The organism is Fimbriimonas sp. LA-C6 (assembly GCF_055398105.1).
In genome coordinates, this window is the sequence record NZ_AP038796.1 from 2,502,540 (window position 1) to 2,527,904 (window position 25,365).

The 25,365-nt window shown below is 57.2% G+C and carries 16 protein-coding genes and 1 pseudogene; 11 read left to right on the plus strand and 6 right to left on the minus strand.

Annotation, left to right across the window (positions count from 1 at the left end; genetic code table 11):
- The first annotated feature begins 83 nt into the window (after positions 1 to 83).
- The 11 genes and pseudogenes from modA to ACZ51B_RS11685 all read left to right on the plus strand — a co-directional run bounded on the left by modA (position 84) and on the right by ACZ51B_RS11685 (position 13,782).
- Positions 84 to 815, plus strand: coding sequence for a molybdate ABC transporter substrate-binding protein (gene modA, locus ACZ51B_RS11635; RefSeq protein WP_464293497.1), 732 nt, complete (start codon positions 84 to 86; stop codon positions 813 to 815).
- A gap of 4 nt (positions 816 to 819) precedes the next feature.
- Positions 820 to 1,635 carry an ABC transporter permease gene (locus ACZ51B_RS11640; protein ID WP_464293498.1) on the plus strand — a complete coding sequence of 272 codons (816 nt, stop codon included), beginning with the start codon at positions 820 to 822 and terminating at the stop codon, positions 1,633 to 1,635.
- 279 nt (positions 1,636 to 1,914) lie between these two features.
- Positions 1,915 to 2,175, plus strand: a pseudogene (locus tag ACZ51B_RS11645) (phage tail sheath family protein); the annotation flags it as partial.
- Between the two features lie 261 nt (positions 2,176 to 2,436).
- A complete protein-coding gene (locus ACZ51B_RS11650; RefSeq protein WP_464297184.1) occupies positions 2,437 to 4,266 on the plus strand; it encodes a phage tail sheath C-terminal domain-containing protein in 1,830 nt (609 codons plus the stop codon).
- Between the two features lie 8 nt (positions 4,267 to 4,274).
- Complete coding sequence (locus tag ACZ51B_RS11655; protein WP_464293499.1) at positions 4,275 to 4,787, plus strand: phage tail protein; 513 nt, start codon at positions 4,275 to 4,277, stop codon at positions 4,785 to 4,787.
- Between the two features lie 9 nt (positions 4,788 to 4,796).
- Positions 4,797 to 5,510: a hypothetical protein gene (locus ACZ51B_RS11660; protein WP_464293500.1), complete on the plus strand. Its 714-nt coding sequence runs from the start codon at positions 4,797 to 4,799 to the stop codon at positions 5,508 to 5,510.
- Positions 5,507 to 6,349: a hypothetical protein gene (locus tag ACZ51B_RS11665; RefSeq protein ID WP_464293501.1), complete on the plus strand. Its 843-nt coding sequence runs from the start codon at positions 5,507 to 5,509 to the stop codon at positions 6,347 to 6,349. The genes ACZ51B_RS11660 and ACZ51B_RS11665 overlap by 4 nt, the downstream gene beginning before the upstream one ends.
- A complete protein-coding gene (locus tag ACZ51B_RS11670; protein ID WP_464293502.1) occupies positions 6,346 to 7,536 on the plus strand; it encodes a Pvc16 family protein in 1,191 nt (396 codons plus the stop codon). The genes ACZ51B_RS11665 and ACZ51B_RS11670 overlap by 4 nt, the downstream gene beginning before the upstream one ends.
- Complete coding sequence (locus ACZ51B_RS11675) at positions 7,536 to 9,338, plus strand: ATP-binding protein (protein WP_464293503.1); 1,803 nt, start codon at positions 7,536 to 7,538, stop codon at positions 9,336 to 9,338. Before ACZ51B_RS11670 ends, ACZ51B_RS11675 begins: the two co-directional genes overlap by 1 nt.
- Complete coding sequence (locus ACZ51B_RS11680) at positions 9,335 to 9,583, plus strand: hypothetical protein (protein ID WP_464293504.1); 249 nt, start codon at positions 9,335 to 9,337, stop codon at positions 9,581 to 9,583. Before ACZ51B_RS11675 ends, ACZ51B_RS11680 begins: the two co-directional genes overlap by 4 nt.
- Complete coding sequence (locus tag ACZ51B_RS11685; RefSeq protein ID WP_464293505.1) at positions 9,580 to 13,782, plus strand: eCIS core domain-containing protein; 4,203 nt, start codon at positions 9,580 to 9,582, stop codon at positions 13,780 to 13,782. The genes ACZ51B_RS11680 and ACZ51B_RS11685 overlap by 4 nt, the downstream gene beginning before the upstream one ends.
- A gap of 28 nt (positions 13,783 to 13,810) precedes the next feature.
- Here the strand turns inward: ACZ51B_RS11685 and ACZ51B_RS11690 are convergent, their stop codons facing one another.
- Genes ACZ51B_RS11690 through ACZ51B_RS11715 form a run of 6 tightly spaced genes read right to left on the minus strand, consistent with a single transcriptional unit; the run spans position 13,811 to position 25,357 of the window.
- Complete coding sequence (locus ACZ51B_RS11690) at positions 13,811 to 17,329, minus strand: DUF6519 domain-containing protein (RefSeq protein ID WP_464293506.1); 3,519 nt, start codon at positions 17,327 to 17,329, stop codon at positions 13,811 to 13,813.
- Positions 17,330 to 17,336: 7 nt separating this feature from the next.
- On the minus strand, positions 17,337 to 19,415 hold the full coding sequence (locus ACZ51B_RS11695; protein WP_464293507.1) for a hypothetical protein: 2,079 nt from the start codon (positions 19,413 to 19,415) through the stop codon (positions 17,337 to 17,339).
- Positions 19,412 to 22,288: a putative baseplate assembly protein gene (locus tag ACZ51B_RS11700; RefSeq protein ID WP_464293508.1), complete on the minus strand. Its 2,877-nt coding sequence runs from the start codon at positions 22,286 to 22,288 to the stop codon at positions 19,412 to 19,414. Before ACZ51B_RS11700 ends, ACZ51B_RS11695 begins: the two co-directional genes overlap by 4 nt.
- Complete coding sequence (locus tag ACZ51B_RS11705) at positions 22,285 to 24,675, minus strand: putative baseplate assembly protein (RefSeq protein WP_464293509.1); 2,391 nt, start codon at positions 24,673 to 24,675, stop codon at positions 22,285 to 22,287. Before ACZ51B_RS11705 ends, ACZ51B_RS11700 begins: the two co-directional genes overlap by 4 nt.
- Positions 24,675 to 25,031, minus strand: a complete 357-nt coding sequence (locus ACZ51B_RS11710; protein ID WP_464293510.1) for a GPW/gp25 family protein — start codon at positions 25,029 to 25,031, stop codon at positions 24,675 to 24,677. Before ACZ51B_RS11710 ends, ACZ51B_RS11705 begins: the two co-directional genes overlap by 1 nt.
- Positions 25,031 to 25,357: a PAAR domain-containing protein gene (locus ACZ51B_RS11715; protein ID WP_464293511.1), complete on the minus strand. Its 327-nt coding sequence runs from the start codon at positions 25,355 to 25,357 to the stop codon at positions 25,031 to 25,033. Before ACZ51B_RS11715 ends, ACZ51B_RS11710 begins: the two co-directional genes overlap by 1 nt.
- Positions 25,358 to 25,365 lie beyond the last annotated feature (8 nt).

The following is a 25,365-nucleotide window of genomic DNA, read 5'->3' on the forward strand; positions in this document are numbered from 1 at the left end:
CCAAGGCGTTTTCGTACTCGCTCCGAGAATTTGAAATTGTTTGGACGGTTTGCTCTTTCGCACCCATCAGAATAGGAGACAACATGCTCACATTCCTTGCAGCTATCGCATTCGGGACGCACGCTCAAGAACTAGATGTGTTCGCTGCCGCTTCCCTAAAGGACAGCTTTCAAAGCTTAGCCAAAACCTACGAGAAGCAACACCCCGGAGTCAAAGTCGTCCTCAACTTCGGTGGATCGCAACAACTCGCGTCGCAAATCAACCAAGGCGCACCCGCAGACCTCTTCGCCAGCGCATCGCCAAAGAACCTCGACCAAGTGGCATTCGATACACTGACCCGCAAAACATTCGCCTTCAATCAACTCGTAGTCGTAACGCCCAAAGGCACCACTCCCCTCAAGTCCCTCGAAGCCCTCGCAGGAGTTCAAAGAATCGTCCTAGCAGCCCCCGCAGTCCCCGTCGGAGGCTACTCTCGCACCATGCTCAAGTCAGCAAGCGCCAAGTACGGTGCCAAGTGGCTAAGCGATGTCAAATCCAAAGTCGTCTCCGAAGAACAAGACGTGAAAGCCGTCTTGGCAAAAGTCCAACTCGGCGAAGCAGACGCTGGCATCGTCTATCTCAGCGACGCCGTAGCCGCAAAAGGAAAAGTCCAGAGCCTAGCAGTTCCAAAACCCTGGCAACCCAAAATCAGCTACCCAGTCGCCGTCCTAAAAAACGCCCAGCACCCAACCGCAGCCCGCGAGTTCATAACCCTCCTGCTCTCAGCTGAGGGCAAAAAAGCCCTCAAAGCCCAAGGCTTCACACCTCCCCAGTAAAAACATGGGCATAACACGAGAGGAGCATCGAAGATCCCCACTCGGGTCAGGCTGCGGCTGGACCCTCTTCGGCCTACCTCTCGTCCTCCTGCTAGGGGTGTCGCTACTCGCCCTCATTCTAAAGTCAGTCCCCTCAACAATCCTAGCCAACCTCCAAAGCGAAGAAGCACTTTCGGCCATCTGGGTAAGCCTGCGAACCACAACCCTCTCACTCGCGCTGCTCATGGTTCTCGGAACTCCCTTCGCCTATGGCTTGTCCAAAGTCCACCCGACCCTCAGAAAAACCCTAGAAGCCCTCATCACCCTGCCAGCAGTCCTCCCACCATCCGTGGCAGGCATCGCCCTGCTCTTGGCCTTCGGCCGAATGGGTCTCCTTGGGCCCTGGCTAACCCAAGTGGGCATCGGAGTTCCCTTCACTGCCGGCGCCGTAGTCCTCGCCCAACTCTTCGTAGCCGCCCCATTCTTCCTCCGCCCACTCCTCGGAGCATTCAGAGCCTTGGACCCCGACATAAACGAAGCCGCCGCTCTAGATGGAGCCGGTCAACTCACTACATTCAGCCGCATTGCACTCCCCGAAGTCTGGGGTCAACTGGTCGCCGCAGGCAGCCTAGCCTGGGCTAGAGCACTCGGAGAGTTCGGAGCAACCATCCTCTTCGCAGGCAATCGGCTCGGTCAAACTCGAACGCTACCTCTGGCAATCTATCTCGGTTTTGAATCCGATCTGGACCAAGCAGTCGCGTTGTCAAGTCTACTCCTCATCGTGGCAGCTGTCGTCCTAGTTCTTACTCTTCTTATGAACTCAAAGACAAAGTTTAGTTGACCCACTTTTGCATTAGAGCAAGAAGATTCTCCTGATATATTGAACGCTCCGACTCTCAGATAGAATCCACCCTAAAAGTGCCAATTCAAGCGCTTCTTAAGCACAAAAAGGGAGGTTTTTAGATTCAAATTCGCTTGAGGCAAGCAAGGTTAACAAAATGTTACGCGAATGCAAAATATATTGAAAAAACCCCTTGCATTCTTACCAGCATATTTCATATATTGACACTCGTACTTACCCCGTCAACTTGCGGTGTATTGTTCAAACGAAAGGTGACCTATGCCCATTACGCCCACGTATCCTGGCGTCTACATCGAAGAAGTAGCAAGTGGTGTCCGGCCCATCGCTGGCGTTGCTACATCCATTACCGCTTTTGTCGGACGAGCGAACCGAGGACCCGTAAACGATCCCATCACGCTCAACAGCTGGGCCGACTTCGAGCGCGTTTTTGGGGGTCTCGATGCAGATAGCACCCTGAGCTACGCAATAAGAGACTTCTTCATCAACGGTGGATCCCAAGCGATCGTGGTGCGCCTCTATGCCCCCTCCTTTGCTGATGAAGCCGCACGTCTCGTAGCATTCAACGCAGCAAAGACCCGCGCAACAGCCGCCGCCAACGACGTCAAGACAGCCGTAACAAACGAAGCCGCTGCCGTAAACGCCACAGCGCAAACCGTCCAAGGCAAAGCCGACGCCGCCGTAGCAAACGAGCCAGCAAACGATGCCGCAAAAGTAGTAGGCGCTCAATACGTAGCCGATGCAGTTCGCCTCGTCTCCACAGGCCTGCCCACCGTCGCAGAAGTGTCCAAAGCAGGAACCGATCAAGCCGATGCCCTCAAGGCTTCAGCGACCGATCGTAAGACCGGCGCTGCAGCCGCACTAGCTGCAATCACGGGCGCGCCAGCAGGCAAAACGCCAGACCAGCTCGCCACGCTCGCAACAACAGCCGCAAACGGTCTCCCCAATAACGACCAGAAGCAAGCAGGCCTCGCAGTAGCCGCCGCAGCAAAAGCCGGATCAGACGAAGCCGACGCACGGGCCAAAGCACAAGCTGCCAACGACGCAATTTCAGCCCAATCCACCGCCGAAGGCCCAGCCCTCGACGCAGTCCGCAAAGCGATCACAGACTCCGCAGCCACCAACCCGCACGTTTTCGATCTCGCAACCGCAGCCGAAACAGCAGCCCGAGTCCAATCGCTCGGAAACCCAGCGGTCAAGCCAGTGGTAGATCTAGTCGCTCAAGCCACAAGAGCCCGAACCACTCAGCCCCCAAGCCCTGCCACCGTGGCAGCTGCCGTAACGCCAGCCGTCATCGCAGCCGCCGCAAATGCTGGAGCCTCCGCAATCGCTCCAATCGCAAATGCAACCCTCACCGTCGGCGGCCTTCAGCTAGTCGCAGCCAGCCCCGGAACCTGGGGCAACAACCTCCGAGCGCGCATCACCACCGAGGTGCTTAGCGGCGACGCCAAGACCTTCAACCTCTATCTCATCGACACCGGCACAGGCCAAACCGAAGAGTTCCTCAACGTCTCCACAGACCCGAACTCCAACCGGTACGTCACATCCGTCCTGGCAAACGGATCGACCCTCGTCACCGCAACTGCCGTACCTGGTCTGCCACAGCCAAGCGAGCCCATCGCCACCAAAGGCGTCACCTCGCTCAAAGACCGCTGGAACGACACCAACAGCTCCAAAGTCCAAACCGATGGCCAAGGCAGCGACGGTGCCGAGCTCTCAATGGCCGACTACCAAGGCCGAGGAATTCCCAAGCAAGGAATCTACGCCCTAGAGAAAGCAGACCTGTTCAACATCCTATGCATCCCGCCATACACCCTCAGCAAGGACATTGATGCAGGTCTCATCGATGAAGCCATCAGCTACTGTATCGACCGAAGAGCCATCATGGTGGTCGATCCACCCAGCACCTGGCTCACCAAAGACCAAGCCAAAGCAGGCATGGCAGCCCTCGCATTCGCCAAGAGCGACCACGCTGCACTCTACTGGCCCATGCTCCGCCAGCCAGATCCCCTGCGAGACAACCGCCCCGGCAACTTCGCCCCCTGCGGAACCATCGCCGGAATCATGTCGCGAACCGACACCCAGCGTGGTGTCTGGAAGGCTCCCGCCGGACTCGAAACCATCATGATGGGCGTCCCCGAACTGAGCGTCTCCCTCACCGATCCCGAAAACGGCGAACTCAACCCGCTCGCGCTCAACTGCCTCCGAGTGAAACCAGGAGTCGGTCGAGTCGTCTGGGGTGCCCGCACCCTCGCAGGAGACGACCGCAACCCGAACGACTACAAATATATCCCAGTCCGACGACTCGCCCTCTACATCGAAGAGAGCCTGTACCGTGGAATGCAATGGGTCGTATTCGAGCCAAACGACGATCCACTCTGGTCCCAGATCAGACTCAACGTCGGCTCGTTCCTCCACACACTGTTTCGACAAGGTGCCTTCGCAGGCTCAACACCCGCCAGCGCGTACTTCGTAAAGTGCGACCACGACACGACCACGCAAGCGGATGTCGACAACGGAATCGTCAACGTGATTGTGGGCTTTGCTCCCCTAAAGCCCGCCGAGTTTGTGATCCTCAAACTAGAGCAGATCACGAGAGGGCAGGATAGCTAGAGGCACAGATGGCAGCATTTTCAGTTAACGCACAACGGTTCGATCCGTACAAAAACTTCAAGTTCCGCGTCCGATGGGACGGCAAGTACGTGGCAGGTGTCAGCAAGGTCAGCGCCCTCAAGCGCACCACCGAAGTGGTGGAGCACAGAGAAGGTGGCGATCCCAGCAGCGGCCGAAAATCGCCAGGACGCACCAAGTACGAAGCCATCACCCTAGAGCGAGGCGTCACCCACGACGTCGAGTTCGAAGCATGGGCCAACAAGGTCTGGAACCACAACACCGGCCTCGGCGCAGAAGTCTCCCTCAAAGACTTCCGCAAAGACTTGGTGATCGAGATGTACAACGAAGCCGGACAGCTGGTAATCGCCTACAAGGTCTACCGCTGCTGGGTCTCCGAGTACCAAGCTCTCCCAGACCTGGACGCCAACGCAAACGCAGTGGCCATCCAACATATCAAGCTGGAAAACGAGGGATGGGAGCGCGATGCAACCGTCGCCGAACCTGCAGAACTTGCGCTTTAAAGGAGTCCAGTGAGGACCCTCTGTGCCGCAGATCTGCTAAACCTCTGGGAGTCAGCGTCGGGTGTCCACCCGGCGCTGGGCTCGCTTTCGGTAGTCTGCATGGCCTACCCCGACCTCAGTCGTGAGCAAGCCGCAAACCTCCCACTGGCCGAGCGAGACAAACGAATCCTTCAAGTAAGAAGGGCGATCTTTGGTGCCACTGGCCAATCCATCGTCACCTGCGAATCCTGTGGCGGAAGATCCGAGTTCGAACTCGACTTCGACGCAATCCTCGCAGCCGCACAGCCAGTGCCAGCCACCTACCAAATCGCACTCGATGGCCAGGAGTTTGAATTGAGACCACCCACCACAAGGGACCTACTAAGCCTCTCCAAAGTGCCCCTCTCTCAAGCGAAAAGGACACTGTTCAACCGTGTCCTAGTATCTAGCACAACTGACACGGAAGCGATTCAAGACGACACCATCGCCAAAGTAGGAAAAGAACTCGCCGAACGAGACTCCATCTCCGCCCTAGAAATCGTCATGGGCTGCTCCTCCTGTGGCGCAGAGCTAAACGTCCCCTTCGACGCCGCCCGCTTCTTCCTTTCCGAACTCCAAACCTGGGCCGTGAGAACCTTCCAAGAAATCCACGCCCTCGCCAAAGCATACGGCTGGACCGAGTCCGAAATCCTAAACCTCACCGCCAAACGACGCAAACTCTACATGGAGATGGCACGGCGATGAGCGACATCTTCGACCTTCTCGTAACAAAGATCACCGGCGACCGCCCCATGGTCGAGCCACGCCTCCCAAGCCTGTTCGAGAACAAAGAAGAATCCTCAGGAGAAATGGATGGCCTCTTCGAGGAAACCTCCGAAGTCTCCCTGCCAGCACCCACACCACAAGCTACGACCCAATCCACTCAAGCAAAACCACAAGCCGCCACGCCATCACATCAGCTCGAATCCGAGCCAGAAAGCCAAGTCGAATTCAGAATCGACACCCCCCAACTCGCAACCGAGCAACTAGCACCCACCCCAACCGAACCCGATCCCATCGCCAATAACCACCAGCCCGAATACACCCAACAAAGCGAGCCACAAACCATCACCTTCGAGTCCATACACCAAGACACTCAGCGAATCGTAGTCGACCAAACCGTACGCGCCCAACCCGTCTCCCGCCGCACATCCACCCCGTCCCGTCCCGACGCACCCACGCTAACGGAACCCACTGCGGACCTAACCGAGCTTCCTGCCACACCTGCCGAACAGAGAGTCGTCCAAGAAGTCATCCGTACCCAGCGCCTCCCAGCACAGCTCGTGAAAGAAGTCACACAAAACACCCCGAGCATCGAGGGCGCAATCTCCTTCCACCAAACGCTCAACCCAGTAACCCAAATCGAGCCGGTGGAAACAGTAGAACCATCCAGTTCGCCAATCGTAAACGTCTCCATAGGACGTGTGGAGATCAATGCGTCTCCTCGTCCAACCCCAGCCCCCACAACTAGGGCTGTGCCTGTCACCAAGCGCGAAAGCGCGCTGGAGCAACATTTGAGAAAGAGAGATAGTGAAATGAGATGAAGAGTGCGCTCGCCTTTGCCACCGTCACAGCGACCATAAGGCAGATGCTGCTGGATGCCCTCACCGCCGCCAGCGCAGGAACCGCCATCAGCGGAAAGCCCGACGACCTCCTGTCCCAATCAAACGCGGCCGTCAATATCTACCTCCTGCACGTCACCCCCAACATGGGATGGTGCAACGAAGATCTCCCCACCCGTCGCCCAGACGGCTCACTAAGAGCTCGTCCCCGAACCGCTTACGACATGCACTACGTGCTGTCCTTCTTCCCCTATAACGACGACTACGGCTCCGAAACCATCATGGGCTACGTGCTGCAAGCCCTCCACAACTCGCCGTTCCTAGATAGAAAAACCATCGAGAACGTCGTCAAAGCGAACAAAGCACTCAAAGACTCAAGCCTCGCCAAGCAGATCGAGCAAGTCAAACTATCCGTCCACGCCCTCCCGCTGGACGAACTCTCCAAATACTTCGGAATGTTCCCCCAAATGGATCATCTCCTCTCCATCGGCCTAACCGCCACAACGGTCATCGTAGAAGCCGACCAAGAACGAGAAGCCGCCCCACCCGTCCGCCGCTTCTCCGGAGCAGTCATCGCCTCCGCCGACCCGGTACTCACAGCAGTACGCAGCTCCAACGGCCAAATCGAGCCCATCATGAAACAGGGCAGCGTCACCCTAGAAGGCAGTGGCCTAGGAGATCCCACCGTAAAAGTCTTAGTTGATGGATCAACCTCAATCAACCCGCCCAACCACACCTCAGAGTCCATCCAATTCACGCTCCCAGCTGCAATCATAGGAGGCGTCCACTCGGTCCAAGTCACCCGAGACATCAGCATGGGCGACCCACCCACCGTCAGAACCTTCGAGAGCAACTCCCTTTACTTCGCAGTCCAACCACTCGTCCTGTCAGCCGGAGTCGCAGCCGGAGACCTCACAGTAAAAGTCGATCTAGGAGTCACAAAACCCCAAATCGTATTCGTGCTCCTAAACAAGCTGAACTCAAACGACCCAGCCATAAAAATCCAACTCCCCGACCGAGCGGGCGCACCCCCCATCACAGACCTCGTTTTCCCCCTTGCAGGCGTCCCCGCAGGCAAATACGTGGTCCGTATCCGAGTCGACAACGCCGAAGGGGTCTACGTGGACGCCCTCAAGAAACCTGCCCTAGGCCCCACGGTGACAGTGTAATGAGCCTCGCGCCTCTGCTAGACGGCCTAGAGCGACGACTTCGCGGAGAAGACGTCGCCCTAAACCTTGAGGCGTCCACCACACTCCTCCACCTAGCAAACGTCTTCCAACTCTCCGAGTTCGAAGCATCCCTCATCGCCCTCTGCGCCGCCGCCGAGTTCCGCCCCGAATTCCACGACTTCTTCCGCGAAAAACAAGGCCCCGAGCGCGGCTACCCCACGTTCAGCCTAGCCATGAGCGTCCTCCCCAACCCCAACTGGGTCGCGCTCGCACCAGACTCAGCACTGCGCCGATGGAGGCTCATCGAAGTCGCAGGCGGCCTCACCCTCACTCAAAGCCCCCTCAAAATCGACGAGTGGGTGCTCCACCTCCTAGCAGGCACCGAGGCCACCGACGAACGCCTGCTCCAAGAGCTGATCCCCCTAGAAGCCGAACGCCCCATGACCCTCGATCAGGCAGACCTAGTGCAGCGCGTCGCACGAGCCTGGGAGCAAGGCTACGAACTCATCCAACTCTACGGCCCAGACGCCGTCGGCAAAGCAGCCGTAGTCCGAGGCGCATGTGAGGCCTACTCCTGGAGCGCCATGCGCGCACGCCAGCCAGCCGACATCCCCGCATTCTGCGTCCTCTGGGAAAGACACGCAGCAGTCCTAGGCTCAGTCCTCGTCGCCGAGGAAGAAGATTTCGAAGGCGCCAAGCAACTCCTAGAACGAGTCCGCGGACCAAGAGTCCTCTTCACCCGAGACCGAAGCACCGTCAAAGCCCCCAACTCCCTCGCCCTAGAGGTAAACCCCCCAACGGCCCAAGAACAGAAAAAGCTCTGGGTCTCAGCCCTCGGCGAACACGCCCCCCAATACCAAAACTCCCTCGACCGCCTGGTGGGCCACTTCACCCTCTCCCCCGAGTCCATCCGAAACGCCGCTGGTGAAGCCCTCGCGAACGGAGAAGAACACTCCGTATGGCACGCAGCCCGTAAACACGCACGACTCCGACTAGAGGAACTAGCCGCCCGAACCGAACCCACCGCCACCTGGGACGACCTCATCCTCCCCACCGCCCAAACAGACACGCTCCGCCAAATCTGCGCCCACGTCCGCCAGCGACTCCGAGTCTACGACGACTGGGGCTTCGGCTCCCGAGGCGCGCGCGGACTAGGCATCAGCGCCCTCTTCTCCGGACCAAGCGGCACCGGCAAAACCCTCGCCGCCGAAGTCGTCGCCAACGAAATGGGGCTCGATCTCTTCCGAATCGACCTCGCCTCCGTCGTCAGCAAATACATCGGCGAGACCGAAAAGAACCTAAGACGCATCTTCGATGCCGCAGAAAGCGGCGGTGCAGTGCTCCTCTTCGACGAAGCCGACGCCCTCTTCGGCAAGCGAAGCGAAGTCAAAGACAGCCACGACCGCTACGCCAACATCGAAGTCAGCTACCTACTCCAACGCATCGAAGCCTTCCGCGGCCTCGCCATCCTCACCACCAACCTCAAGAGCTCCTTCGACACCGCCTTCCTCCGCCGCCTCCGCTTCGTCGTCGAGTTCCCCTTCCCCGATGCCGAACAACGACAACGCATCTGGCAGCGCGCCTTCACAGACCAAACCCCAACCGAAGGTCTAGAATCCGAACGCCTAGCCCAAATGAGCCTCTCCGGCGGAAGCATCCGAAACGTCGCCCTCAACGCAGCCTTCCAAGCAGCCGACGAAGGTGTGCCGGTAGGCATGAAGCACATTCTAAACAGCGCCCGCACCGAGTATCAAAAGCTTGAGCGCCCCATGACCGAATCCGAAACCCGGGGGTGGGCATGAACCGACCCGTGGTCAACATCCATATCGAGTCGATCACCTTCACCGGTCTCGGCCAAACCGAAGCACGCCGGGCAGCCGAGGCTTTCCGACTAGAACTCGGCCGCCTGTTCCAATCACAACAACCACCCAACCTCTCAACCGCCCGCGAAGGTCTCCAACTCTCCTCGCCCATCCAACCCAGATCCCGACCAGAGCAGGTCGGAGCACAAGCGGCGCGCTCGTTCTACGAAGGACTCAACCAATGAGCGCAGTCAAGGAGCGAGTCAAGGCCCCCGTAAAGACTCCTGCAAAGACCCCTGCAAAGGCGGTCGCCAAATCGCAGCCCCAACCGCTCCCCACAAGCCTACGCAGCAGATTAGAAAACAGCTTCGGAACCAACCTGAGCAACGTCAACCTACACACCGACCACCACGCAGGCAACCTCGCATCCAGCCTAGAAGCTCGCGCCTTCACCCATGGCAGCGACATCTATTTCGGCCACGGCGAATTCAATCCCCAAACCACAAGCGGCCAGCTCCTAGTCGCCCACGAAGTCGCTCACACCATCCAACAGCGTAACGTCCCCGCCACCCAAACCCTCAGCCTAGCAGGCCCAAGCGCCAGCCCATTCGAAACCGAAGCAGACTCAGCCGCCCGCACAGCCCTCAGCGGCGGAGTCCTCACCAAACCGCTTACGGTCGTCCCCACCGCCCTACACGGCACCATCCTCCGGCGCATGCGAAAAGAGTCGCACCCCGTAGAGGAAGTCTCCGAAGAGATCCAGCGAGAGGTCCAAAACGACCCCGAACAAGCCTCCGGCTCAGCCGCGGAAATCCTCAACCGAGTCTCCCCCAGCGTCCGCGATGCCGTCCTGCTCAAACACTCCGAAGACCTCCCCCAAGCCGTAAAAACCGAGCTCCCCGAAGCAACCGCCAGCGCAAACCCAGTCCCCGAAGTAAAAACCGAAACCCCAACCGCCGTAGCCCAAACCCAGGCAAAACAGGCCCCAACACCCAAGCCCGCCCAACAAACAAAACCAGAACCCGCCGTCACCACGGAGCCCGAAAAGCCAGAACCGCCCGCACCAGAAGTAGCTTCAGATACTCCCACCGACACCGGCGACCAACCCGCTGCAAACGGCGATCTCCCCACGCCATCCCCCGAAGAAGACCCCAACTTCAAAAAGGTCAAGCAGCGCGTAGGCGGCGCTGCAACCACCCAAAAAGCAAACCCAGGAGGACCCGCCGCCGCCGCCGCAGCACAGTCCGCCGCCGTCAGCCCCACATCCGAGGTCGACTCGCAAGCCGCCGCAGGCCACGTAGAAAAGCTCTCCGAGAAACCAACCAACCCCTTCGACCGAGAAGCCTTCAAAAAAGACCTCAAAGCCAAGATCCAATCGGTCATGCCCAAAAACCTAGAGCAGGCCGACGAGTTCAAAGAAAAAGACAACGTCGGCAAACTCAAGGGCGACCTCCAGTCAACCGTCAACAAAGAAAAAGACACCGCCGCCGGAGGCATCCCCGAAGCCAACAAAGAGAAGCCCAGCACGGACGGCATCAAACCACGCGAAGCCGAAACCCTAACCCCAACCCCAGTCGGCCCGCCCCCCGCCTCCGTCAGCGCAAGCCAAGCCATCCCTCCCAAACGCCCCGACGAGCAAGTATCCCTAGACACCGGCCCGCGCCAAGTCGAAGACCAGATGTCCCAAGCAGGCGTCACCGATAAACAGCTCCGCAGCTCAAACGAACCCACCTTCACAGCTGCCGCTGATGCAAAACAAGCCGCCGCCGAACAGTCCCAAACAGCCCCTCAACAGTTCCGCGCCGAAGAAAACCAACTCCTCGGCGGAGCCAAACAAGGTGCAGAACAAGAAGCCGTAGCTGCACTCACCGGAATGCACGGCAAACGCGACGCCTCCCTCGCCAAAGCACTCGGCGAGCAAAAAGGCACCAAGACCACCGACGAGCAAAAACGAGTCGAAATCGCAGCCGAAATCCAACGCCGCTTCGAAGACACCAAAACCAAGGTCACCGACCGCCTCGCCAAGCTAGAAACCGACGCCGGAACCTTCTTCGACAAAGGCGCCGAAACCGCCCGAACCAACTTCGAGACCTACGTCGATAAAAAATTCACCGCCTGGAAAGACGACCGATACGGCGGAGTAGGCGGCGGCGCGCTCTGGCTAAAAGACAAACTCTTCGACCTCCCAGACGAAGTCAACCAGTTCTACGAAGACGGCAAAGCCAACTACCTCATCGAGATGGACGGCGTCATCGATCAAGTGGCCACCATCGTCGAAACCGGCCTCACCGAAGCCAAACAGCTCATCAACGACGGCAAAAAGAGCATCCAAGAGTACGTCAAAAACCTGCCTCAAGAACTTCAAAAGATCGGCGATGAAGCAGCAAAAGACATCCAATCCCAGTTCGACGAACTCGACCAGCAAGTCAACGAAAGCCGCCAACGCCTCGTAGACGGCCTGGCTCAAAAGTACGCCGACAGCATGCAGCAAGTGAACGACCGCATCAAAGAGATGCGGGCCGCCAACAAAGGCCTCGTATCACGCGCCATGGATGCCGTAAAAGAGGTCATCAACACGATCATCGAGATCAAAAACATGCTGCTCAGCACCCTCGCAAAAGCAGCCAACGCAATCGATCTCATCATCGCAGACCCCATCGGATTCCTCGGCAACCTCGTCGCAGGCGTCAAACAAGGCTTCCTGAACTTCATCGACAACATCGGCAAACACCTCAAAGCCGCACTCCTCAACTGGCTCTTCGGAGAACTTGCCAACGCCGGTATCCAGATCCCCGATAACTTCGACCTCAAAGGAATCCTCAGCCTAGTCCTCCAAGTCCTCGGCCTCACCTACCAAAACATCCGCGCAAGGGCCGTCAACATCGTAGGTGAGAAAGTAGTCGGCGCTCTAGAAACCGCCGCCGAAATCTTCCAAGTCATCCGCACCGAGGGCCTAGGAGGCATCTGGCGCCTCATCCAAGAAAAAGTCGAAGACCTCCGAACCACCGTCGTAGAGCAGGTCAAGACCTTCGTCATGGAGAAGGTGATCATGGCCGGAGTCACCTGGATCATCGGCCTCCTCAACCCCGCCAGCGCCTTCATCAAAGCCTGCAAAGCCATCTACGACATCGTCATGTTCTTCATCGAGCGCGGCAAACAGATCATGGAACTGGTCAACGCCGTCATCGACTCCGTCACCGCCATCGCACAAGGCAACATCTCCGTAGCCGCCAACTTCGTAGAAAACGCCCTTGCCAAAGCCCTCCCCGTAGTCATCGGCTTCCTAGCCAGCCTCCTCGGAGTCGGCGGCCTCAGCGAAAAGATCAAATCGATCATAGAAAAAATCCGCAAACCCATCAACGCCGCCATCGACTGGGTCATCAACAAAGCCGTCGGCCTAGTCAAGGCCGCAGGCAAGCTCTTCGGTATCGGCAAAGAGAAGCCAGCGGACAAGAAGAAGACAGAACTCAGCCCAGTGAAAGAAGCGGCACGAGTCCAGGTGGCACAGAGAGTGTCAGGAGAGCACACACCGGCTCAAATCAATGTGATCCTCGGACAAATTCTAACGGAGCTAAAACCCCAAGGACTTCACTCCCTCCGCCTTGGAGAAGTCACAGAGTCCGGTGCCCACCAAGTGTTGGCCTCGGCAAGCCCGGAAGAGCCAATCGAAGACCTCTGGGGCCAGAAGAAACAGTGTCTCCTCCGGGTGAAGCTAGGTGTCGTGCCAGGTACCCAAGCAACCGTTGGAACCGGACTAGGTAGCAAGAAGGATGCACGCAAAGACAGCCCAACTGCCGGACAAGAAGGTACAGCGATCGCACCCAATCTGCCACCTATCCAAGGCAACGTCGGTCCCGCAAGACAACCAATAGAAGACTTCAGACAGACGTTGTTGCAAGCGCGCTACAAGACGCCTGGCAAGTCAATATCAACCCAGGACTACCAGGCAGCAGAACAAAAGGCCATTTCTCAACTTTCCAGGATGGGTAAGAACCCGTCGCCCGCCTATCTCGCCACAATCGCCTCCGAAACCATGACGCGATCCGTTGGTGGTGCGGTGTTTAATGCAACACCCGCAAATCCCGAAGTGCGTCTAGAAACCTACAACGTCACCGAAATGAAGGAAAGTGACAAGTCCAGCTCCCACCACGCGGAAGCTCAGTTTGAAAACTGGTGCTCCACTCAGCCTGCCACATTCTGGGCACGGGTGAAGAAGATCGACCTAGACATCAACCTCAGCCCCTGCCGAGGATGCACGCAGACTCTGCTGCGAGTGAAGAAAGCCCACTTCCCATCCATTGTCCCGACCCTAACCTTCGGATCCATGTGGGACAAGAACAAGAAGCTGGGTACCCGCGCCAGCGATATCGCTGCCTTGCAGGGACCCTACACTGTAGTCGGCCCCACAAAGGTCGAAGAAGACAAGCTAGTCACAACACCCTAACTCCCCCTCGCGAGGCCACCCACCAATATCAATCGTTCGGTGCCGTATTGATCGTAATCGGCATCTGAACCGACTCCGAAACACCGTCCACCGTCGCCGTAATCGTCACAACACTCGGCTTGTCCCGGAAAGGAACCATCAAAAGGAAGTTCCCCGAAGTCTGCCCATTCGGAATAAAGCCCATGATCTGCACCTCAATGCTCGGATCATCGCAAACCACCTGGAACGCCGTGTCCTTCGTCACAGCCTTGAACATCTGAACCGAACACTTGTGGCTCGAAGTCTGCGGATTATTCGTCCGGAACTCCGTCGTCGGAGGCATGATATTCACCGTGAACGTACTCACCTGAAGGAAGAACCACATCGTGAAATCTCCTCCTGGCGGCGCGTCCTCGTCCACGTACTTCCCAAACCGAGCGTCGTCCCCAGCCATCTTCGAACCGGCTGCACTCAAGTAGATCAACGAATCACTGCTGTCGTCCTTGCTCGCCACATAATCGCCTTTCACGCAAAGCCGAGTAAGAATCTGTGCGCCGGGTTCCAACACACTCAAAAGCTGAATCGCATACCGCTCGGGGGTAAACACGTTGCCGGTACTCGTCCTCTCATAAGACCCACCCAACACCATGTCAAATGAGAACGGGATGGTAAATGGGTCTCGCGAAGCAACCCCACCAGTCTCCACAGTCGTGCCATTCCCTACGGTCGCCGCCGTAGTCGCCGCCCCCGTCGCGGTAATCCTCTCCGCAAGCGTCGCATTCCCAAGCAGCGAGTTAATCGTAAAGGGATTGATCCTAACATCCCCAATCGTCGGTAGGTGCGACACATCCAAATGCGTGGCAACATTGACGTTGTCGGTAGTCGCACCACTCACATTCGTAGCCGCTCCCGCAATGTTGCCCGGATTCAAATTGATCCGTATCGGCATCTCCATAGTGAAAGAAACCGATCCCGCATTAAAGGTCTGCTGAGCAATGCGTCTGCTGAACAGGAATTGAATACCCTTCAACAGCGAAGTCGACCGCACATGCATGCCATTGGTCAAAACCTGGTCAGTCCCAAGAATCCGAATCTCATCCAGCGTCAACGAAGGCTTCCGAACCCGCCCAACCTTCTGCGAAGTAAAGAACAGCTGTGCGTCCGTGCCAATCAAAGCAGCCCGAACAACCAACACCTCGCTATCTTGGAAAACCTCTGCAACAGAGGCATAACCCATCGCATCCGTGTCCGACACATGAATATTCGGATCACCCAGCAACCGTCCAGCCCCACCCACAATCGTGAACTCGACCTTCGCATTCGCCAGCGGACCACCGCCATTCATCGCGCGAACCACCAAAACAGAAGGCAACATGCCCTGTGCATTTGGCTCCTGTCCATCCCCACCCACCATCAAGAGATTGGGAACCATGCAAAGCTTGTCCAAAGCCAGCTGAACATTCACCGCTTCCTTCAGGTTGTCGCAGGCCGCCGTATAACGCACATTGCTAGCAAGCTCAATCGTCGCGTTGAACGTAACGCTACTCGGAACCTCAACGGCCTCAGCCCCCTTCAAGACAGCAGTCACCGTCTGAACTGGGTCGCCGCTGCCGTCCAGCTGCCAATAACAAGTCGCCACCCCGTTCACAACAGGCGCATCAAAACTAGATCCACCACTCGGCGCTTTCGCATACGAGTCCGCCAACTTGCCACCCGTCGTCGTGAACGTAACCGTGTCCCCATCCGAAGGCCCGCAAAGACTAGAAACCGCCACCTGCAAAGGCACATCCAGAGGAAGAATCTGGCTAGGATCCTTCGTGTCCCAAAGCGCACTCTGTCCGTCACCGCCCACATAAGCAATGCGACGCAAAGACTTCAGGCGGTCCAAAGCCTTCTGAACAGTATCAGCAACCGCAGGCGTGGTCAGCGATGGGCACGCACCAGGATCGTAACTCACCTGGTTCGCAATACTTCCATTCACACCAAACCGAATCGGCTCCGCAATCGGCTTATTAGAACCATCCAACAACCGAGCCTCTATCTGGAACCGATGCTGATCCAACTGCTTCCAATCACTCGGAAGCTGAACCTGAATCATGCTCAAGCCGTCCTTATCGGTCTTAAGCACCACCCCACTCGCAATCGGATTATTCGAAATATCCGTCAGCTTCAATAGCCCCGGTGTAGAGCTGATATCCGTCCAACTGATTCGAGCGTTCTTCGTGGGCCACTGCCCCGTAATCACCGCCACCGAAAGCGGACACTGCAACATGAAGTTGGGCATCGCTTCCTGCCCATCCCCGCCCACATAAAGAAACAGAGTCTCCTCACTCAGCGGACGGAACAACTTCCGGCAGTCCGAAACCAAACTCCACTTCTTCCCAGCAGACTTATTCAGAAGAGCCAGAACCGCATACCCATGCGAAATCCCCGATGGAGGAAGCGCCACTCCCTTGGGCCAAATAATGTCGGCAATCACAGCCCGAGCAGGAATCACCCAGTAGTCGCCCGTGCGGAAATCGGTCCCGGTAAAGGTGATCGTCACACCCTCTTCAAGCTCAATCTCCTTGCCAACAACCACCTCGCCAGTGCCATCCCACCGCCGAGCAATGCCGTTCTTCGTCGCAACAACGTCCGCACCCCAGTTGGTGCCGTCCGCAGTCTCCACCAGCCCCTCGCCAACCGGCTTAATGTTGTTGGTCAGCACACCTGGCGTGCCCAAAACATCCTGGTTCGGCAAACAGAACTCAATATAAGCAGCCTGTTGGAACCCGGTCCGCTCATCCCGACCATCCGTCGAGAGCAGCGCTGTCTTCCCATTCACATCCGTGATATTCGCCGCTACCGACCCGTTATCACGCGACCACTTAAACGTAACCTTCCCACCACCCGAAGTCGGCTGATGAATCTCCACACGATAAAGCTGATTCTCCAGCCCCTGGAACCCACCCCCGGCAGGAACATTACAAGGATCACTGTTCGGATCAGGAGGAGTCACCTTCGCCAGCATCGTCGGCAACGTACGCGGCGCAGGATCATACGGATAGGGAAGGTCACTACACTCCGCAAAGTTGGTCGGCTCAATCCGAACCTGCCACTCCGTCTTGATGCGAACCGCAGTATCGGGACCCCCAAGAGCAATCTCACGCAGCTGAGGGTCTTCCAAATACGTAACGAGCCGATGCCAAACATCCAGGTAAGCCAGGTACATGCCCGTCGGCGATGGCTCAACAGCCAAATTCGACAGCGAATTCACCGCAAACGGAGCCGTGCCCTCGCACTCCACCAGCTCGCCATTAACGTAATACCGACCCGGTGTCAGTCCCAACTGACCATAAGGAACACCCGCAGTGATATCACCAGAAAGCGCCACAAACCCAAACGCAGGCGCATGGAACGGAGCACCCGTCTGGCCAATCACATCAAGGCGCGTGGTCTCCTCTAAATGCGCCTCAATATCCGCCTGCTCGTTCAAATCAGCGTCAAGCGTGACCCTGCCTTGCTGAAACAGGACCTGAGCATAATGTTGCTCGGGTCGAAAACCGATCTTGGAGAAATCACCTTTCATAAGCTCCTCAACTGCGCATCAAAACTCCGAATTTGAGACCAAATCGAACGTATTCCTGGATTCCAGCCGAGAAGTTTGCCAACCTCCGGCCCTCGTGTAACATGTGCCAAACACCCATCTCACCCTCATCCTCAGCACCCGTCGAAACCTGCTGTGGACACCCCCGCCCCAACTGGGCATAGGCCGCATCTCCATAGGTTTCCGAGGTGAATCGAGGACGAGTTGCGATCCAAGCCTGCTGCTGAAGCTCCAGAGCCTCAGCGGGCGAAAGCGGATCATGCCCCTTCGCCTTAGCCTGCGCGTACAAACCATCCCGCTCCATATCGGGCTGGCACCGATACCGACTAGGAGTCTTCGACTCCAAAGGCATATAAGAAAACCGCACACAACCCACCTGCGTCCGGTCACACATCAGCGGCCGCAAGAAGATGGACTCCGATACATACTCCACTTCCCGCACCTTCACCGAACCAAAAACGGTACATCGGGCAAACGAACTCTTCGGACCATCCGCCATCACCACGCCCCCAAACCCATCCAAGATGCAGTCCGAGAAACAAAGATCCGTAACTTCCTCAGGGGCAGACACGCTGCCTAAAATGCACCGCGCAAAAACCCCTTCCAACACAACATTCGCGGCATCCACCGTAAGCGAGTCCTTCGCCTTCACTGGAACCAGCGTCGTATCCACCAAGGTCAACCCAGCCAGGTTCTTTCCAACGGACAAACTCCCTTGGACTAACAGCCCCTCAATCGTCACCGACTTCGGACACTCCTTGTCAGCCACCTTGATATTCCCAATCACCGTCGGCCGACACCCATTGGAACTGACTAGTCGAATGTCCACATCCTTCCCAGAAAGCACCAGGTCTTCCGTATAGGTCCGGTTGTCTGCAATCTCCAGAACCGCCACAAACGAATCCGTCTTCCCCTTCGCGCTCAGCTCAGCCTTCACCATCTGAATCTGATCCGGCAAAGCAAGAAGAGCCGCCCCAATGCTCCCAAATCCCGTCTCCGAAATCTTCAGAACAAGATCAGGCTGCACCGACGTCTCATACCGTCGCCGATCATAAGGCCCGCCCCCCACATCCCCAAGGAACCCATAGCAGTAGCTCACCTGAACCCGTCCAACAATCCCTGGATGAGTGGTAAGCCGACCCAACTTAGGATCAAAAGCAAAGTGCGGAAACGGCCCAGAAGGAGCAGGCGGCTGCCGCCACAAACTCAAGTTCGCTGCAAAAATCTGCTCTTGGGGAATCTGCTTCCCATCCACAAACACCTCAACCACTGGCTGCAACCCAAAGTAAACGCCATCCGTATCCGGCGCCTGAGGATCACGCAACTGCTCAAGTTCATCCTCTAAAGGCCGTCGATGCAGCGGTTCCGGCACATCAACCTCCTCGGTCAAATCGCCCAAGTCAAGCGTCGAATGAGGCCGGTTATAAAGCGCCATCGCCCGCCCAAGAGGGTCAAACGTAAAGCAGCCCGGCGCCACCACATGCGCATCCACCCGCTCCATCCAGAAACTCTGAACGCGCCACAAATGAACCCCCACATTCATGATGTTGTGAGCCCCCCGCCCCGAAGCAATCAACCGAACATCCGCCGTATGCGGATTCGCATCAAACGCCGACCCAGCCCGACGCGCCTTCTCCGAGTCCCCCACCAACGCCGTCCCACCAGGCTGCCGACGCACGTGGTTCAGCTGCTCGGTAACAGCCAAAAGCTGGAAAAACTCTGTCGCCTTAGAAGGGTAGTTGGTAAGGTCCCGCCCAATGTGCTCCAACACAGGCACAGTCCCCTTCCGACGCCGATACGCCGTGGTATTCGCCACAAACGCCCGCTGGCTATAGCTCCCATCCGGCGACGGCCGAACACCCTCCAGCCCCAACAGATCCGCAATGTAAGGAACGATCCACTCCGAACAAGTCTCAATGAACCAGTCCTGATACAGCCCGGCCACATCGCCCTCAAGCCGATTGAACTCATCCTCCATCACCGACATCAAAGCGCGTAGCTGTTCACCGTTCTCCTCATCCCGAATCCGGTAGATCGAAGGTAGTAACTCGTAAAGCCGATCGCTCATGGTTTCATCTCCCCAAAGGTCACGTTAGGAGGACTGATCAAAAGCAGCTCAGCCGGATCAGGCGTCTTCCCAGTCCATACAGCCTTCGCCGAAGGCAGCTTCACATTCAGCTCCGGCTCCCCAATAATTCCAATCCGCTTCAAAGTGGTCACCTGGCAAGCAATCACTCCCGGAACACTCTGGATCACCGTCGTCACCTCCGCAAGCGAAACGCTCTCCCCAAAGTCCCGAGCAGCAAATGAGAACACCGTCTCCAGCTTCGCCCGCACCGCATCCTCAACATCCGCCCTCACACGATCAGGATCAATCAAAAGATTTGCCCCCACCGCAAACAGCCGCGGCACAAACGTGTCCAGCTTCATGTTCAACGCCGGATCCGCAAACTGTCGCAACGAAGCATCCAACTTGATCCGCGTATCCGACGTCTCCGAAAGCGGATTCCCGTCCACGCCAGCGATCGTCAGCAAAACCCAAAGGCTCTCGCCTCGCCGAAGCTCAATCGCCTTCGCCTTTCCAACCCCTGCAAACCCGCGCGACAGGTCCTCCACATCCTTCCGAGAGATCACCCGCTGCAAAGTCAAAATGGTCAGCGGAGCCGCAACCCGAGCATCATCCCGAGTCTGAGGGTCCACGCCCCCCTCCGCATCCATCGGATTCCGAACCGACCGAATCCCAAGCGGCTTCTGAGCCAACAAAGTCAATAGTCCAGCCTTCACCCGACCCGCAGACCCGCCACCCGTCCGATAAGTAGCCGTAACATTCTCAAGTCCCGAAGGAAGCCGAGCACCCGATATCCCATCACCAAACGTGACATTCACCTTGCCATCATCGTTCAGCCGCACCTGGAACACCTTCTCACCCGGAGCGTGCGCATACAGCCGGGGCACCTCATGCCACAAAACGTTGTTCACACGAACAGACAACGTCGTCTCCGCCCCCGTAGGAGTCTGAGCAGGCGTGTAAGCCAGCGGAGGCTTCTTCAGACTGAATTTCTGGTTCACCTGAGTCCCATCCCCACTTCCCAGAACCTCACCAGCAACAGTCTCACCATGAGTAGCAGGCACTACGTTGGCCGTCAATGTCGCACTGGTCCGCACATACCGATGCACCATCGCCGTCGTGAAATAAAGCGTCGTTAAGTTATCGGCATGGACAATGTCCTTGATGAACAGCAGCTCAGTAGCCTGAGTCCCCCGCAACTCAGCATCCTCACCCTCAATGATCACCGGCTGCCCAATCTGCAGCCCCAGAACCATCGAGTTCAGAGTGATCTGACTCGCCTCATGATCCGTCCCATGCCCAATATCCTCCGTCATTGGAAGCTGAGGAAGCTGGATCTGCCGACTCCCAGCCAGAACCGTAGTAGACCGAAAACCAAAAGTAGCGCTGGGCGCAGTCAAAGCCTTACTGCCATCAAGATCGTCAAACTCACGTAGCTCAATGATCGTGGATTTCCCGCTCAACGCGTAGTCGCTCACGGTCTGATCACTAGAAGCCCCCACCCGCTTGATGTCCGCCATACTCAACCCTTCCTGAGGAATCACCACAACCCAGGTCCCAAGCACAGCCTCCGACACCACCCGCTCCAGCCGAATCACCCCAGCAGGCAGATCAACAATCTTGTCGTGATTGTTGTCAGCCCCGTTGCCCGTGGTCGCACCACTCTGGTGAATCGTATTGCCTTCCCAGTTCTTCCGATAGATAGCCTTGTTCGGCGTCTCATGGGCACCACTGTCTGTAACACTCACCTTCAAAGTGCTCGCCAACGTGTCCCACAAAGGAGCCGTGTTCCCAAACACTCCACATGAAGCCTTAAACGCATACAACCCAACAGCAGGAGGGCTAATCACTGCCTTCTTAGGCTTGTCAGGCGGCTTCACCACAGGAGGACTCACCGGCTCAAACCGAACATACTCAGCCCGCCGAGCAAGGATAGACGGCGAGATTCGATACGTCTTCTGATAAGCCCGATAATCTCTCTCCCGAACAGTCATCCCCAAAATCGTCTGATACGCAACGACCCGAGTAAGAAGCTTCGTAAAGTCAAAAACGAGAGGCGGAGGCAGAGGTGGTGAAATCGGCGGTGTAGGCGGAGCACCCTCCTGCAAGTCAAGCCGAGTCAGCTTCGAGAACGAGTCATAAGAAATATTCGTAACAACCCGAACCCCAGGCGTCGGCTTCCCAGAAACATCCAACACCACCAGCACATTCGAACCCACCTTAATATCCGGATCCGGCTGCGACACATACAAAACACTCGGCTGAGTCCCCTTCAAGTCCTGCGGGTGTGTCAAGCGAGGCTTCAAAGCATTCCAAGTAGCATGAGCTACGAACTCCGAAGAAGTCTCAAAGCTCTGAGGCAACTCCCGCTTCTGAGGAATGCTCTGAATCTTAGTGCCAGCTGGAACAGTCACCGTCCCAGGCGATCCAGGCGAATCCTCAACCGTAAAAGCAAGATAAGCCGTCGCCGAAGACCCAGGGTTCAGCTCGTACCCAATCGAACGCGAAAGCTCCAACACCGACCGCCGCTCAGTCGCTGTCCGCAGATACCCCTCATTCGCAATCCGCTCCTGATAGAAGCTAAGAATGTCGGCCACAACCGACCACGTATCCAACATCGCAATCGTCGGATCCGTCTGCTCACGCGTCGTCAGCGCAGCAAGAGGCGGCGCCCCAAACCGAGTCACAGAATCTTCAGTGTCAAGCGAACTCTCCGCAAACCGCCTCTGAGAAAGCTGCAACAACATGCGAGCCAAAAAGTCGCCATGCTTGCCCACCGAATACCGAAACTCAGGCAACCCAGGCGCATTAAATCGACCCGTCACCTCAATCTGGGAATCGCCGCAATTGGATGCCTGTTGCCCGCCGCTCATCGTCCACCTCTCATCAGAAACTCAATCCGCCCGTTCTCAGGGAAGTTCGGATCGTTCGCCAACCGAGCCACCTCAAGCGGCCGAATCGCGATCTTGCCCGCCGCATACTCACCCATCTCCGGCTTGCCATACCGACCAAATTTGTTCGTCGGCACACTCTTCGAGTCGAGGTCCACCCCAATCACCCCCGGCACCTGCATCGCCACCGCAATGATCTCACTCAGATAAACCGACTCCCCAAAGCTCAAATTATCAGGCGAGAAAAACTTGCTAAACGCGGTCCTCAATGCCGCCTTCACATTGCTGCGAAACATCTCAGCATCACAGCAAACCGTCATATGAATATCCAGCGCCACAAACCGAGGCGCCGCAATCTCAATGTCGTATCCCGCCATGCGAGAGCTATCCAAAAACTCAACCAGCGTCTGCTCAAACGCAGCATCCACCGGCTTGCCACCCTTCCGGTCCACCAAAATCTGAATCGTGTACCAACTGCCGGTCCATATCCGAAGCGCAACCGCCCGTTGAACCTCCGGATGCTTCTCAACCGCCCTCGCGTAGTCATCCAAAGTCACCGCCCGCTTAGGAGTCAAGAACGCCTGCGGGGCATAAATCCGAGCCTTCTCAAGCCTCTCAGGATCCTGGCCACCAGTCGCAGGCAGCGGATTCCGCACCCCCGCAATCCCGCCGACATTCGTGATCACATGCGCCAGCGACTCCGCTCCAACGTTCCCAGCAGTCCCGTTCCCAATCCGGTAAGTCGCAACCATCGCCCCAGCAGGTGGAATCGCCCCTCGCATCCCATCCCCAAACCGGACCTCGGCCATCCCGTTCTCCTCGGTCTCAACCACGAACTCCTTAGCAAACCGATCACTTCCCAACAAGTCATGCTGAGGAAGCCAAATCTCCGCCCCATCGTCCACCGGATGAAGGAAAATCTCTGGCAAAGCCCGCGCCGGATCACTCTGAAGCGCCAAAGTCGCCGGCCCACGAGGGTCAAACGAAACAGGCTGATTATCCAACCCCCGAGGAATCCCTTTCCTCGAAGCAACCCGAGCACGCTGAGAAATCGGCCCCAAAGGAAGCCGAAGCCGACCATCCGCCTCCGCAGCCGGTAACTCCTCCGCCGCCAACGTCCGCCCATGGTCTGCCAACACCACGTTCCCCCGCGCAACACTCAAAGGCAGCGACCCTTTCGTCTGCCCAATATCAAGGTCAAACGGCAGCGCATCCTGAGCATCCCACTCCACATCCACCACCACGTTGCCAACAACCAAATCACTCTTGACCACCACGGACGTCAGCCGCACCACATGCCGCTTCTGCATGTCCGCATCAGCCGTCGTCCCAGTCACAGGGCTCCGAACCTCCTCCAAAAGCAGAAGATCCCCAACGTGAAACAGTTTCGTCTTAGGGTCCGGATGCACCAAAGTCGCCCCCGTCGAACCCGCAGGCAAGCAACAACTCTCATCCCCCCAAGTGTGAAATTCGATCAACCCAAGCTGCCCCCGCAAAGCCGCAGGAGCCATCGTCTCAAACACCGTCACATTCGGCGGCACAGGGGTCGTCAAAGGCAACACAACCTGGTTGTTATGTCTACTCAATACCTTCGTGCCCTGAGGCAGATTCACCAAATCCGCCGTCACATCAAACTGCAACCAAGTCCGAGCATTGCACCCATCGTGCAACCGATAATCCAACAACCGCGAATGCCGACGAACAGAAGCACGCTTCCGCGCAGTCCCCAAATAAGCCTCGGTCCCAACCGCATCCTGGTAGTAGCTAAGGTAATCCCCAGCGTAAGCCAGCACCTCAACCACCGCAATCCCAACATCCGCAGCATTCCGCTCAGTCCACCCCGGCATCAACACCGAAAGCCGATCCAACATCTGGGTCCGGAAGCTGTTATAGTCCTTCGCCAAATAGTCGATATGCGGCTCAACATAGTCCGGCGCAACATCCTCAGGCGACTGCCGACAGTCGTAATCGTTCGGACACAACACCTTAAACGAGAACTTCACCTGAGACAAAAGCGGATCGTAATCTGCAGGCGGAACCGAAGCCGCAGGAGACTCCACAACCAGCAAGGTGTAGTAAGAGTAGTCAGTCGCACCCTCCACCTCCACCGTCATAATGTTGCTGCCAGGCGGAGTATCAATGCTCGCAACCTTAGGCGCAGGGAACCGAACCCCGCCATCAATCCGAACGTTCGACTTACTCAGACTCCCACTCGAAATCGGCCTTACAAAGTGGACTTGCAACGTCGTCGAAGTCTTGTCGATCTTCGTAACTTCAAGGTAGTCAATCCCATTCAGCTTAGGATCAGCACTCGCAGCCAGAAGAACCTTCCGCCTCGGATGCGCGCAATCATAAACCCCAGGCTTCATTACATCGACCTCTCAAAGACGGCCACTTCCTGAGTCCCCGCACCCTTAATCGAGTACTGCACTTTAATCAACAAAGTGCTCTCAATCGTCTCAACCGACACCGTGTGAATCACCGCAACATCCGCCAGCGTCTGCTGCAAAGCACCCTGAACCAAAAACTGAGTCGCCGCCGCAAGCTCCGTCCCACCCGGCGCAAAAATCAACTGAAGCAACCCACTGCCAAAAGTCGGTCGATTCACCCGCTCCCCAGGATTGGTAAACAGCACCTGCTCCATCAGGTCCAACACATGCTTGTTCGTGCCCGCCGTAGCAGTCACGCCAGTTCGATCAATGTGATACGGGTAGTCGATCTGCATCACGTCCCCTTAACCCTCATCTGGGTCACCGAGATATTCGGCGGACCCGCCGGAATCTGATCCGCACTCTGACAAAGCCCAACACTGTCCATCAACAAAGCCGGATTCCCGCCAATCGTCACCCGCGTCGCCCCCATCATCCACTGCACCTTCATGCAAGGCTGCGGCTTCCCGGGAGGCACCGTAAACGCGCACCCAGCAATCAAGAAATTGTCAGAAAGAGTCAAAGCAGGCTGCCCACCCAAGGTCACCCGTGGACTACTCGCAATCCCCTGCACCTGCCCACCATGAGGGCACATCGCCGTAAGCCCAACATTCAAAATCATCCCCGGCA

Coding starts and splice junctions, on each gene's coding strand:
- ACZ51B_RS11685 (WP_464293505.1), top strand. CDS start 9,580: ATGAGCGCAGTCAAGGAGCGAGTCAAGGCCCCCGTAAAGACTCCTGCA.
- ACZ51B_RS11655 (WP_464293499.1), top strand. CDS start 4,275: ATGGCAGCATTTTCAGTTAACGCACAACGGTTCGATCCGTACAAAAAC.
- ACZ51B_RS11715 (WP_464293511.1), bottom strand. CDS start 25,357: ATGATTTTGAATGTTGGGCTTACGGCGATGTGCCCTCATGGTGGGCAG.
- ACZ51B_RS11675 (WP_464293503.1), top strand. CDS start 7,536: ATGAGCCTCGCGCCTCTGCTAGACGGCCTAGAGCGACGACTTCGCGGA.
- ACZ51B_RS11705 (WP_464293509.1), bottom strand. CDS start 24,675: ATGAAGCCTGGGGTTTATGATTGCGCGCATCCGAGGCGGAAGGTTCTT.
- ACZ51B_RS11700 (WP_464293508.1), bottom strand. CDS start 22,288: ATGAGCGGCGGGCAACAGGCATCCAATTGCGGCGATTCCCAGATTGAG.
- modA (WP_464293497.1), top strand. CDS start 84: ATGCTCACATTCCTTGCAGCTATCGCATTCGGGACGCACGCTCAAGAA.
- ACZ51B_RS11695 (WP_464293507.1), bottom strand. CDS start 19,415: ATGAGCGATCGGCTTTACGAGTTACTACCTTCGATCTACCGGATTCGG.
- ACZ51B_RS11670 (WP_464293502.1), top strand. CDS start 6,346: ATGAAGAGTGCGCTCGCCTTTGCCACCGTCACAGCGACCATAAGGCAG.
- ACZ51B_RS11640 (WP_464293498.1), top strand. CDS start 820: ATGGGCATAACACGAGAGGAGCATCGAAGATCCCCACTCGGGTCAGGC.
- ACZ51B_RS11680 (WP_464293504.1), top strand. CDS start 9,335: ATGAACCGACCCGTGGTCAACATCCATATCGAGTCGATCACCTTCACC.
- ACZ51B_RS11710 (WP_464293510.1), bottom strand. CDS start 25,031: ATGCAGATCGACTACCCGTATCACATTGATCGAACTGGCGTGACTGCT.
- ACZ51B_RS11690 (WP_464293506.1), bottom strand. CDS start 17,329: ATGAAAGGTGATTTCTCCAAGATCGGTTTTCGACCCGAGCAACATTAT.
- ACZ51B_RS11665 (WP_464293501.1), top strand. CDS start 5,507: ATGAGCGACATCTTCGACCTTCTCGTAACAAAGATCACCGGCGACCGC.